We start from the raw sequence: 12,137 nt of genomic DNA on the forward strand, positions 1-12,137 counted from the left end.
AGTATAAGCTTGCCGGATTCAAAAGGCAACCTATAAAGATTGACAGTTTTTCAGCCTATATAGTAAGGTGGCTAATAGTTAATGAATGATAAATAAATAGAGAAGGCGGTATCGGGATGAACCATGAAGTGAAAAAGATCATCATAGCGGGCGGAGGGATCGGCGGTCTGTCCGCAGCGATTTCTCTCGGCAGAGCGGGTTTTGAAGTGATCCTTTGCGAGGCGGCGTCCGGCATGCGAAAAAGCGGAGCGGGCATTCTCCAGCCTCAAAATGCGCTGCGGGTGCTGCGGGAAATCGGTGTGTATGATGAATGCTGCCAACACGGCTTTCAAACGGAATGGCTGAAGCAGCATGATGAAAACGGAACGCTGCAGTTTAAAGTGAGTGAGGCGTTTTTAGATGATTCATTGCCGGGGCGGAATAATATATTGCGGCAAACGTTAAACGATATCCTCAAAAAGCATGCTGAAGCGGCGGGGGTCACGATTCTTCTCGGTAAAAAAGTCGTGTCTTACGAAGAAACAGCAGATGACATAACGGTGCATTGTGCAGACGGAACCGCGATGACGGCTGACATCCTCGCCGGCTTTGACGGCATCCGCTCCGCTGTCCGCAATCAAATGCTGCAAAGAGAAGTGAAAACAGAGTATCTCGGCATGGGAGCGCACAGATTTTACATTTCTTTTCCCGAGCCGGTTTTTCATGATTCAACACTGATGTATAAAAAGGGGCAGACGCAGGTCGGAGTCGTGCCGCTCTCTGAAAAAACAGGATACGTATTTATCATCCGGCCGTATGACGCTGACTTCAGGGATGACGAGGACACGCGTTTTGAAAGGGTGAAAGACTTGCTGCACGGATTTCCGGGAGTAAAGTTTGTGACAGAGAATATGTCAAAGGAATATCCCGTTTTGTTTCATAAGATTGAGCAGATGGCGGTCAAAGAACCGTGGCACAGAGGCCGCGTCGTTCTGGGCGGGGATGCCGTCCATGCAGGAGCGCCGACATTGGCCCAGGGAGCGGCGATGGCGATTGAAGATGCGATTGTGCTTAGTGAAGAACTGCAAAAACACGAAAACCATGAAACTGCATGTCAAGCATACTTCGAAAGACGGGCGGAGCGGGCATTACAGGTGCAGAATCTCTCATCTGAAATCGTCCGCCGCGAGATAAAGGGAACGCCCGGCGTCCAAGACATCATCAGTGAATGCTATCGATTGCTCAAAGAGCCTTATTAAATAAAGAAAGTCCAGAACATGGCGTCTGGACTTTTGTCAGTCTTGTTCAGATTTATTCCGTATCCGCTCAATCACCTCATGCAGCCCCTCAGGCTTGTGAAACTCCACCGGCGAACTGCCTTTTTCAAACGAGATCGTCTCCGCCTCAATGAGCGCGACATAGCGCCCGTTCACTTTTGCGAGATGGATGGATTCGCCGAAATCAGCCAGTAATCCTTTAATCTCTGTTTCTCCGACTTTCATTTTCAGCTCGGCTTCCGGCGTGTGTTCAATGATCTGCGCGGATGCCTCGATGACTTGATGGGTGTCGAGGCGCTCCTGAATTTCCCGCTTTTCACTCGCTTCCCAAATTTCAATGTCGTGCTCAAACTGCTGAAGCTCTTCGCTGTTTTCTTCAAAAGTTTCATACACGTGCTCCTGCACCATGTTCATGACTTGGCTTTTCATGATTTCCGGCATCGATTCGCCGTATTCGACAAATTTGAGAAAATCTTCGAAATAACGGGCGTGCGAGGCCTGGTGGATTTTCAGCTCATGCTCTTCCGTCATGCCTTCTTCCGGCATATACGGATATTGAATGCTTTTCATGTTTTTTGTCGTGATGGCCATTTCGACCTTTTTAATGAGAGACGAGGCGTCTGAGATGCGGGCGACCTTCGGCTCGAAATCGCATTTCATCATAAAGACGAATTTGTCTTCAAAATACTTGCGCGGAACGGCCGATGCCACGATAAAAACACCGCCGCGCACGGCGCTCGTGTCAAGGTAAGTGCGGACGAACTGCTCGCTTGCTTCGATAAATGCTTCCTTCGTATCCGCAAGTCTGGCGCGGTTGAAAAGGTTGTAATTCGGATTTGAATCAAGCTCATGGCCCGGCTCCGTGATAAAATGGCCGATTTTTGTGGGGACCTGCTCGGATTGCGGATGCCGTTCGGCTTTCCGTTTGACGATTTTCTTCAATTCCCCGTCAAGAAAATCCTTCAGCTCGCTTTTTTCAAATTCTTCCGTGTCAAGGGTCTGGAAATGTTTGAACTGTTTGTTTGCCTGTTCGTCTTTTCCTTCCACTTGAATGACATAAAACGATAAAAACTTGATTTCAAAATCCATATGTGAACTCACCTTATTTCTGTATTTAACAAGCCTCTCCAGTATAGAAAAAACCGTTATCGATCGTCAATCCGATGATTGATCCGTGACGGCGGATAATCGGCCGGTGAAAAGGGCAATGTAGTTGGAAGGAACGCATCAACGTGTTAGAAAGGGTGTTATTCATGAAGGAAACAGGTCCGATTCCGCAGCCGAAGACATTCGGCCCGCTCGGCAATCTTCCTTTGCTTGATAAAGACAAGCCTACAATGTCGCTTATCAAACTGGCAAACGAGCAGGGGCCTATTTTTCAGCTGCATACGCCGGCGGGCGCCATTATCGTCGTGTCCGGCCATGAACTGGTGAAAGAGGTTTGTGATGAAGAGCGGTTCGATAAAAGCATTGAAGGGGCTTTAGAGAAAGTCCGGGCGTTTTCCGGTGACGGGCTGTTTACAAGCTGGACGCATGAGCCTAACTGGCGAAAGGCGCATAATATTCTGATGCCGACCTTCAGCCAGCGCGCGATGAAAGATTATCATTCGATGATGACTGATATCGCGGTGCAGCTGATTCAAAAATGGGCTAGGCTGAACCCGGATGAGGCCGTTGATGTGCCTGCTGATATGACCCGCCTGACGCTCGATACGATCGGGCTTTGCGGCTTTAACTATCGGTTTAACAGCTATTACAGGGAAACGCCTCATCCGTTTATCAACAGCATGGTGCGCGCCCTTGATGAAGCGATGCACCAAATGCAGCGCCTTGATGTTCAGGATAAGCTTATGATCAGGACGAAACGCCAATTTCATCATGACATTCAGGCGATGTTTTCGTTAGTAGACAGTATTATCGCAGAGCGCCGGTCAGGCGGCCGGGATGAAAAGGATCTGCTGGCCAGAATGCTGAATGTGGAAGACCCGGAAACGGGCGAAAAACTTGATGATGAAAATATCCGGTTTCAAATCATTACGTTTTTAATTGCCGGCCATGAAACGACCAGCGGCCTGCTTTCCTTTGCCATCTACTTTCTGCTGAAACATCCCCGTGTTTTGGAAAAAGCCTATGAAGAAGCCGATCGGGTTTTGACCGATCCCGTTCCTTCATATAAACAAGTGCTGGATCTTACTTTTATCCGAATGATTTTGCAGGAGTCATTGCGCTTATGGCCGACCGCGCCTGCGTTCAGCCTTTATGCGAAAGAGGATACGGTGATCGGCGGGAAATATCCGATCACGCCGAAAGACAGAATTTCCGTCTTAATTCCCCAGCTTCACCGTGATAAAGACGCGTGGGGAGACAATGCGGAGGAATTTTATCCGGAGCGGTTTGAACATCCTGATCAAGTGCCTCATCATGCGTACAAGCCGTTCGGAAACGGTCAGAGGGCGTGTATCGGTATGCAGTTCGCCCTGCATGAAGCAACTCTTGTTCTGGGGATGATTCTGCAGCATTTTACCTTTATCGATCACACCGATTATGAGCTCGATATTAAACAGACGCTAACGATCAAGCCCGGCGACTTTCATATCCGGGTGCGGCCGAGAAACAAAGGAGCCGTTGCGGCAGCCCTCCCGGCGGCTGAAAAAGCGGCGGGAGACGTCGAAAAAGAAAAACGGGAAACAAAAGGCGCATCCATTATCGGGCTTGATAACCGACCGCTTCTGATTCTGTACGGCTCAGATACGGGAACCGCAGAAGGCGTGGCGCGGGAGCTTGCCGATACTGCCGGGATGCACGGCGTCCGGACTGAAACGGCGCCTTTAAATGACCGGATCGGAAAACTGCCGAAAGAAGGAGCTCTCTTGATCATTACGTCCTCTTATAACGGAAAGCCTCCGAGCAACGCGGGACAATTCGTTCAATGGCTTGAAGAAGTCAAACCCGGGGAACTGGAAGGCGTCCGATATGCCGTCTTCGGCTGCGGTGATCATAACTGGGCGGCGACATATCAGGCCGTGCCGAGGCTTATTGATGAGAAGCTTGCCGAAAAAGGGGCGGAACGCTTTTCCTCCCGAGGCGAAGGGGACGTCAGCGGCGATTTTGAAGGAAAGCTTGATGAGTGGAAAAAAAGCATGTGGACGGACGCCATGAAGGCATTCGGTCTCAAGCTGAATGAAAATGCTGAAAAAGAGCGGAGTGCGCTGGGCCTTCAATTTGTCAGCGGGCTTGGCGGGTCTCCTTTGGCACAGACGTATGAAGCGGTTTACGCATCCGTTGCGGAAAACAGGGAACTTCAGGCGCCGGAAAGCGGCCGGAGCACAAGGCATATCGAAATCACTCTGCCGAAAGAGGCTGCCTATCATGAAGGGGATCATCTCGGCGTGCTGCCGGTAAACAGTAAAGAGCAGGTCAGCCGTGTTCTCCGCCGGTTCAATCTGAATGGGAATGATCAAGTGCTGCTGACGGCCAGCGGACAGAGCGCGGCTCATCTCCCGCTCGATCGGCCGGTTAGGCTGCATGATCTTCTGAGCAGCTGTGTCGAATTGCAGGAAGCGGCATCAAGGGCTCAAATCCGGGAAATGGCCGCTTATACGGTCTGCCCGCCGCACAAACGGGAATTGGAAGATTTTCTTGAGGAGGGCGTCTATCAGGAGAAAATCTTAACATTGCGCGTCTCGATGCTCGATCTCCTTGAAAAATATGAAGAGTGTGAACTTCCGTTTGAGCGATTTCTGGAGCTTTTGCGCCCGTTGAAGCCGCGGTATTATTCGATTTCAAGTTCGCCTCGGGAACATCCCGGGCAGGCCTCAATTACCGTCGGCGTCGTTCGCGGTCCCGCCCGGAGCGGTTTGGGTGAGTATCGCGGAGTCGCTTCGAATTATTTAGCGGATCGCGGCCCTGAGGATGGTATCGTGATGTTTGTCCGCACTCCGGAAACACGATTCCGGCTGCCAGAAGATCCGGAAAAACCGATTATTATGGTCGGTCCCGGCACAGGAGTCGCCCCGTTCCGCGGATTTCTGCAGGCCCGGGCGGCGTTAAAAAAAGAAGGAAAAGAGCTGGGGGAGGCTCATTTGTATTTCGGATGCAGAAACGATCATGATTTTATTTACCGTGACGAGCTTGAAGCTTATGAAAAAGACGGAATCGTGACGCTTCATACGGCTTTCTCCCGCAAAGAAGGCGTACCGAAAACGTATGTGCAGCACTTAATGGCGAAAGACGCCGGCGCTTTAATTTCCATCCTCGGCCGGGGAGGGCACCTCTACGTATGCGGCGACGGCAGCAAAATGGCGCCCGATGTAGAGGCAACGCTGCAAAAAGCGTATCAGTCGGTCCACGAAACAGACGAACGGCAAGCGCAAGAATGGCTTTTGGACCTCCAGACAAAAGGCATTTACGCAAAAGATGTTTGGGCCGGGATTTGACCGATTTGATGAAAAGGACTGGATGACTCCAGTCCTTTTTTTACATCAGCCAAAAAAACCTTCAAGTTTTTCAACCCCTTTGCATACAATAACTTCAGCCCGCCTGTTGGGCGGCTGTCTTTGATATTCATTTTTCGTTTTTAGAAGTTTGTGTTATTCTTATATTTGGTATCTCCTATTTTCAGACCGGGTCTGATACGGTACCTTTTAATGCCAGAAAAAAATGTGAAACGAAGAACGGATATCCTGCGTCTAATGGCTGGCGGGATAAGATGTTCAATGGGCATGACACGAATGATAAATATATCGTTTTTAAAAATGGTGTGTTTATGGGGCTGTGTGATGCTTTCGTTTTGCTCGGAAAGCAGGAATTGAAGCAAAAAGTAAGAATACAGATTTAAAGTGTTTAGGAAAGTAGAGGTTGCCATGAAGAAATTATTTTCTTACAGACTTAGTTTTTTTGTACTGGCTATTATTTTGTTTTGGGCCAAAACGTATTTAGCCTATCATGCTGAATTCAACCTTGGGGTGAAGGGTCCGACGCAGCAGTTTCTGCTTGTGATCAATCCGTTCTCAAGCGCCATTTTCTTTTTAGGACTGGCATTGTTTGCGAAAGGCCGCAAATCAGCGATTATCATGGTGATTATTGATTTCATCATGACGTTTATTTTGTATGCAAATATCCTATTCTATCGATTCTTCGATGATTTCTTGACATTCCCGAACTTAAAGCAATCCGGTAATGTCGGAAATATGGGAGACGGCATCTTCAGCATTATGTCCGGCCATGATATTTTATACTTTGTTGATATTATTATTTTAATCGCGCTTCTGGTGTGGAGACGTGAGCTGAAGGAATTCAAGCTGAAAAAACGGTATACGTCATTAATTATCGTGACGGGTATTGTTTTGTTCTTCGTGAACCTGGCGATTGCCGAAGAGGACCGCCCGGAGCTGCTGACAAGAACGTTTGACCGCAATTACATTGTAAAATACTTAGGCCTTTATAATTACACGATTTATGACGGCGTGCAGACGGCGCAGACGGAATCACAGCGGGCATATGCCAGCAGCGATGACCTGACGAGCGTTGAAAACTACACATCCTCGCATTATGCGAAGCCGAACGCCGAGTATTTCGGCAAGGCCAAAGGCAAAAACATTATTAAGATTCACTTGGAAAGTTTCCAAACGTTTTTGATCAACTACAAACTTGACGGAAAAGAAGTCACGCCGTTCCTGAATAAACTCGCCCGCGGCGGAGAGGACATGACGTACTTTGATAACTTTTTCCACCAAACAGGCCAAGGTAAAACATCTGACGCCGAGCTGATGATGGATAACAGCCTGTTCGGACTGCCTGAAGGGTCAGCCTTCGTGACAAAAGGGGAAAACACGTATCAATCGCTTCCTGCCATCCTTAACCAAAGTGAGGGCTATACAAGCGCCGTTTTACACGGTGACTACAAATCATTCTGGAACCGTGACCAGATATACAAACATATCGGCTACGATAAATTCTTTGACGCCAGCACATACGATATGTCTGATGACAACCTTGTCAATTTGGGGCTGAAGGATAAACCATTCTTCAAAGAATCCATTCCGAAGCTTCAATCGCTGAAACAGCCGTTCTATGCGCATTTGCTCACGCTGACGAACCATTATCCGTTTACGCTTGATGAAAAAGACGCAACGATCGAAAAAGCGAAAACGGGCGACGCGACTGTGGATGACTATTTCCAGACGGCGCGTTATCTCGACGAGGCGCTTGAACAGTTCTTTAAAGATCTGAAGTCATCCGGTTTATATGACAACTCGGTGATTATGCTTTACGGAGACCACTACGGAATCTCTGAAAACCATAACCGCGCGATGAAAGAAATTCTCGGCAAAGAAATTACGCCTTATCAAAACGCGCAGAATCAGCGTGTGCCGCTTATGATTCGCATCCCCGGCAAAAAAGGCGGGGTGAACCATACGTACGGCGGTGAAATGGACGTTGTGCCGACGATCCTTCACTTGGAAGGCATCGATTCTAGGAAATATATTAATTTCGGCACCGATCTCTTCTCGAAAGACCATGATGATACGGTGGCGTTCCGTAACGGAGATTACGTCACGCCGAAATATACTTCCATCTCCAATGTCGTATACGATACGAAGACAGGAAAAGAACTGAAAGGCAATCAGGAAACGAAAAACCTGAAAGCCAGAGTCACAGAGCAGCTGAAGCTGTCTGACAGCGTGATGTACAAAGACCTGCTCAGATTCCACAAATTGAGCGACTTTACGCCGGTTGATCCGTCTAAATATCATTACGGCAAAGAAAAGCTGAATCAGGATAATAAATAATAGAAAGAGCCTTACGGAATTTCCGTAAGGCTCTTTTTTTGTGTGTATCTTCACCAATCTGAAAAAAGAGAGAGCTTTTGGTCACAAAGGGCGCCAATCTCTCATATCTTACAGTAGATTTTGAAACCGGTGATAGAGAATCGGACAAATTATCGGGTTGGTTTCTCTTATACGGGCGGTTTCGAATCCAATATTCACAGAGAAGAGGGGTAGAGATGAAAGCAGTCATTCTCTGCGGCGGAAAAGGAACGAGAATGAGCGAAATCACCAATGAACGTCCCAAACCGCTCGCCATGATAGGCGGCAAACCGATTCTATGGCATATTATGAAACTCTATCAATACTATGGCGTGAACGAATTTATCCTGCTTCTTGGTTTCAAAGGAGAGATGATTAAGGAATATTTCTTAGATTATGACTGGAAGAATCACAGCATGACGCTGGACAGCTCTACCGGAGAAGTGCGGATATTGGGAAAATCCGAGCCGTGGAAAATCACTTTTTTAGACACGGGGGAACACACGCAGACAGCGGGGCGGCTTTTACAGGCGAAGGACATCATCGGTGATGAAACCTTTCTTATGACGTACGGGGACGGACTGGCCAACATCAACCTGTTTCATCTGATCAGCTATCATCAATCAAAAGGGGCTGCGGCAACCGTCACCGGTATAGAAAAGACCTCGCAATTCGGAACGCTGACGGTTGAAGACGGTATGGCGAAAAGCTTTTCTGAAAAAACCTCAAGTGAAGGCATCATCAACGGCGGATTTTTCGTGCTCAGCCCGAAGGTATTTGATTATCTGCCGAAAGACAGGGACGTCATGTTTGAAGAAGAACCGCTGAAGGAGCTGGCGAAGGACGGCGAATTGGCGGTATACCGGCATTACGGTTTCTGGACGGCGATCGATACGTATAAAAACCTGCTGGAAATCAACAAGATGTGGGACCGGGGACAACATGTATGGAAGGTATGGTGATCAAGTTTGAGTTTCTGGAAAAATAAAAATGTGTTTGTGACGGGATGTACAGGTCTTTTAGGAAGCTGCCTGGTGAAGGAACTGATCGATCAGGGGGCTAATGTGACGGGACTTGTCCGTGACACTGTGCCCAAGTCGAACCTGTATCAGGGAGAACAAGTGAAGCAAATGAATATCGTGCAGGGCGCGCTTGAAGATCTGGATGTGATTGAGCGGGCGCTGGGCGAATATGAAATTGACACGGTCTTTCATTTAGCCGCTCAGGCGATCGTCGGCGTGGCAAACCGCAATCCGATTTCCACATTTGAAGCCAATATTCTCGGCACATGGAACATCCTTGAAGCGTGCCGCAGGCATCCGCTCATCAAGCGGGTGATCGTCGCGTCCAGTGATAAAGCGTACGGCGACCAGCCGGTACTGCCGTACGATGAAAACATGCCTCTTCAGGGCAAACATCCGTATGACGTATCAAAAAGCTGTGCCGATTTGTTAAGCCACACATATTTTAATACGTACGGACTTCCGGTCTGTATTACGCGCTGCGGCAACTTGTACGGCGGCGGAGATTTGAACTTCAACCGGATTATTCCGCAGACGATTCAGCTCGTGCTGAACGGTGAAGCGCCGGAAATCCGCAGCGACGGCACATTTATCCGTGATTATTTTTACATCGAGGATGCGGTCGAGGCATACCTTTTGCTGGCGGAAAAGATGGAGGAGCTCAATCTTGCGGGAGAAGCGTTCAACTTCAGCAATGAGATTCAGCTGACGGTGCTGGAGCTTGTAGAAAAAATTCTTAAGGCCATGGACAGTGACCTCAAGCCGAAAGTGCTCAACCAGGGAAGCCATGAAATCAAGCACCAATATTTATCGGCGGAAAAGGCGAGGAAGCTTCTGAATTGGACGCCCGCGCATACCATTGATGAAGGATTGGAAAAAACGATCGAATGGTATAAAGCCTTTTTTCAAAAGTAACAGAAACAGAGGTGAGAGAAAGACGTGACAAGCGCATATTGCACAGTTTTATCAAAAGGAAGGCTGTATCAGGCCATCGCTTTGTTCGGCTCATTGAAAGCGGTTCAGGCGGACGCCCCCATTTTTACTTTGTGTATGGATCAAGACACCTATGACGTGCTTCAGGCAATGCGGCCGGATAATGTCACCTTGATTCAGGTGTCCGCACTGGAAAATGAGGAGCTCCTTGAACTGAAGCGGACGAGGGATCAGAGCGAATACTGCTGGACGGTGAAGCCGGTATTTCTCGAATTCGTGCTGGACGGACATCCGGAATTAGAACGTGTCACGTACATTGATGCCGATTTGTTTTTCTTCGCTGATCCGCGCGCGATTTTTGACAATCAGCCGGATTGTTCGGTGCTTCTGTCACGGGGCGATATCGTCATTCCCTCATTTGAAAAACAGGAAATCGACATGCTGCAGCGTCTTTTAGGCCGGTATAATTCCGGTTTTCTCAGCTTCAAAACCGACAGTGCCGGCACAGATTGTCTCAGAGGGTGGAAAGAACGCTGCCTGGAAGAATGCAAAAATGCGCCGGGCGAAGGAAAATTCGGAGATCAAGGCTACTTGGATTACATGTCCGGCCTGTTCCCGAATGTGTGTGACATCACCACGCCCGGCGTGAATATCGGCCATTGGAATTACGGCCGCCACACGTTTTCATGGAAGGACGGGCGTCTTGTGCTCGAAGACGGAAGTCCGCTGATTTTCTATCATTTCAGCGGATACCGGATCGTCACAGCCGGCGACATTCGGCAGATTCATGAGACGGACCGGTCCGACCTGCCGTTTGTCCATCAGCTTTATCAGGACATTCTGAAGCGGGTGATCGGGACGGTCAGCGCCGTCTGCCCGGAGTTCAGCGGCTTTGCATCTGAGGATGATAACAAATAAATGATCATATACAGGAAGTGAACGAAAAGTGAAGGCAAGCGTCATTGTTCCCGCATATAATTCCAAGGAGAGGCTTTATAACAGCCTGCTGTCTTTGAATGAACAGGAATGCACAGAGCCGTTCGAAGTGATTGTGGCTGACAACGGTTCGGAAGACGGAACCTTATCCATGCTTGAATCATTCAGCGCGAATTTTCCGCTGATTTTTGTAAGAATTAAAGAAAACAGAGGGATCGCTTACGGCCGGAATCAGGCGGTCCGCAATGCCAGAGGCGATATTTTGATTTTCCATGACAGCGACATGCTTGCCGAAAAGGATTTGGTGGCGAAGCATATCAAGGCTCATGAGAACCGGGACGATCTTGTCGTATGCGGTATGTTCTGGAAGCGGATTTACAGCTTTTATTATGACCGTTTTGAAAAAGAGCATAAGGAAAAACTAGCCGAACTGTATGAAGAGCTGCCGGGCGATAAAGAGGCGCTCCTTGATGAAAGTGACATCAGAGACGGAAGTTTTCTCGACCAATGCTTTGATTTAGATACCGACTTTATCCGTGTGCTGAAAAGCATTTTGGAAAAATACGGAGATGATTTGAACGGCTACCGTCTGCCGTGGCGTTTTTTCATTACGAACAATTCGTCAGTTAAGAGACAGCACGTGGCAGATCTCGGCCTGTTTGATGAAGGCATTGTCAGATACGGCTTTGAAGATTATGATCTCGGCATCAGGCTTCATCAGTCGGGGATGAGATTTCAGCTGCGGCGCGATATCATGAGCGTCCATCAGGAGCATCCGAGCAACTGCGCTTCCGTTGATGACATCAGGGCGAACATCGCGTACATGTGCGACAAGTACAATGACATTCATTCGCTTGACGTGCACCTCGCGTTTAACGGCCCGTTTGACGCGGAGTTAACCAACAGCATGATGGCAGACATCGAAGTGCTGCTTGATTATGAGAAATATGAAAGCCTGCTGCACATTTTTCTCGAACTGCTGCACGCGGTTAAAGACCGCAACCTCGACCCGGACTGGAAGACGAAAAGCCCGCGGATCACGGCGAACAGCTTCAATCTGCCGGAGGTCGGAAAGCTTTTGGCAAAAGCGGAAAAAAAGCTGGGCGTCACGCACTTTGCAAGGGCGTTCAAAGCGCTGGCTGCTGATTTACTGCATGTGGATCTTAAATAAATTGGATGTG

General features: G+C 48.6%; 8 protein-coding genes. 7 read left to right on the forward strand and 1 reads right to left on the reverse strand.

What is annotated here, in order from left to right:
* The first annotated feature begins 116 nt into the window (after positions 1-116).
* On the forward strand, positions 117-1,238 hold the full coding sequence (locus tag NYE38_RS03670) for an FAD-dependent oxidoreductase (RefSeq protein WP_017419071.1): 1,122 nt from the start codon (positions 117-119) through the stop codon (positions 1,236-1,238).
* Between the two features lie 36 nt (positions 1,239-1,274).
* Here NYE38_RS03670 and NYE38_RS03675 read toward each other — a convergent pair whose 3' ends face one another.
* Positions 1,275-2,345: a DUF3900 domain-containing protein gene (locus NYE38_RS03675; RefSeq protein WP_017419072.1), complete on the reverse strand. Its 1,071-nt coding sequence runs from the start codon at positions 2,343-2,345 to the stop codon at positions 1,275-1,277.
* 164 nt (positions 2,346-2,509) lie between these two features.
* On the opposite strand from NYE38_RS03675, the gene NYE38_RS03680 reads away from it, so the two are divergent.
* The 6 genes from NYE38_RS03680 (at position 2,510) to NYE38_RS03705 (ending at position 12,127) form a co-directional block, all read left to right on the forward strand.
* Positions 2,510-5,692, forward strand: a complete 3,183-nt coding sequence (locus tag NYE38_RS03680) for a bifunctional cytochrome P450/NADPH--P450 reductase (protein WP_340803121.1) — start codon at positions 2,510-2,512, stop codon at positions 5,690-5,692.
* A gap of 426 nt (positions 5,693-6,118) precedes the next feature.
* Positions 6,119-8,047 (forward strand): LTA synthase family protein, encoded by a 1,929-nt coding sequence (locus NYE38_RS03685; protein ID WP_014417149.1) that lies wholly within the window; start codon positions 6,119-6,121, stop codon positions 8,045-8,047.
* A 215-nt stretch (positions 8,048-8,262) separates the two neighbouring features.
* Positions 8,263-9,027 (forward strand): glucose-1-phosphate cytidylyltransferase, encoded by a 765-nt coding sequence (rfbF, locus tag NYE38_RS03690; protein ID WP_014417150.1) that lies wholly within the window; start codon positions 8,263-8,265, stop codon positions 9,025-9,027.
* A gap of 6 nt (positions 9,028-9,033) precedes the next feature.
* The gene (locus NYE38_RS03695; protein WP_123117656.1) at positions 9,034-10,002 is read left to right on the forward strand and encodes a GDP-mannose 4,6-dehydratase; all 969 of its coding nucleotides are present in this window, start codon (positions 9,034-9,036) and stop codon (positions 10,000-10,002) included.
* Positions 10,003-10,026: 24 nt separating this feature from the next.
* Positions 10,027-10,938 carry a putative nucleotide-diphospho-sugar transferase gene (locus tag NYE38_RS03700; protein ID WP_257988825.1) on the forward strand — a complete coding sequence of 304 codons (912 nt, stop codon included), beginning with the start codon at positions 10,027-10,029 and terminating at the stop codon, positions 10,936-10,938.
* Positions 10,939-10,966: 28 nt separating this feature from the next.
* Positions 10,967-12,127, forward strand: coding sequence for a glycosyltransferase family 2 protein (locus NYE38_RS03705; protein WP_237587060.1), 1,161 nt, complete (start codon positions 10,967-10,969; stop codon positions 12,125-12,127).
* The last annotated feature ends 10 nt before the right edge of the window (positions 12,128-12,137 follow it).

It is taken from the genome of Bacillus sp. EU63 (genome assembly GCF_038592915.1).
Taxonomy (GTDB): domain Bacteria; phylum Bacillota; class Bacilli; order Bacillales; family Bacillaceae; genus Bacillus; species Bacillus velezensis.